Source organism: Streptomyces bobili (genome assembly GCF_002154575.1).
GTDB lineage: Bacteria > Actinomycetota > Actinomycetes > Streptomycetales > Streptomycetaceae > Streptomyces > Streptomyces bobili.
Map to the genome: position 1 here is coordinate 1 of NZ_MUBA01000807.1, position 640 is coordinate 640.

1 protein-coding gene and 1 pseudogene are annotated in these 640 nt (G+C 73.2%); both read left to right on the top strand.

Annotation, left to right across the window (positions count from 1 at the left end; all coding sequences use genetic code 11):
- Positions 1-308, top strand: a 308-nt coding sequence (locus tag BZL64_RS37810; protein WP_143663452.1) for a DUF1731 domain-containing protein, incomplete at its 5' end; no start/stop codon positions are given.
- Between the two features lie 62 nt (positions 309-370).
- Positions 371-640, top strand: a pseudogene (locus BZL64_RS37815) (oxidoreductase); the annotation flags it as partial.

The window sequence follows — 640 nt, forward strand, 5'->3', positions numbered from 1 at the left end:
ACTGGTCGTACATCGCGCTGCACGACGAGGTGGCGGCGATCCGGCATCTCCTGGACCGCGACGATCTGTCGGGGCCGTTCAATCTGACGGCGCCCGAGCCGCTGACGAACCGTGAGATCACCGCGGCCATGGGGCGGGTGCTGCACCGGCCGACGCTGTTCCCGGTGCCGGCGCCGGTGCTGCGGACGGTGCTGGGCGAGATGGCGGGTGATGTGCTGGGCAGCGCGCGGGTGGTGCCGAAGCGGCTGCTGGAGTCGGGGTTCACCTTCGCGTTCCCCGGGATCGAGGACGCCCTGCGAGCCGCCTGACGCCCTTTCGGGACCGTATGCGACCGCCGTGCGACCGTGCTCTGTCCATGCGNNCCGCCCCTTGTGCGGGCGGCCGCATGGCGACCGAGAAGGTCGACGGCTTCCGGCTCGACCGGATCGGACAGCTGTTGTCCACGGCGTATCCCGAACTGGCCCTGACCCCCGGGCTGGACGCGCTCACCCTGCGTCCCTTCGCCCCCGGGGTCCTGCTGCACAGCGACGGACGCCACCATCGTGCGGGCGCGCAAGCGGGCGCGGGGGGCGCAAGGAGCGCACTCCATGCCGTACGCGCCCTCGCCGGCGCTCCCCGGAGCGGTGTGCCGCCCCGGCCC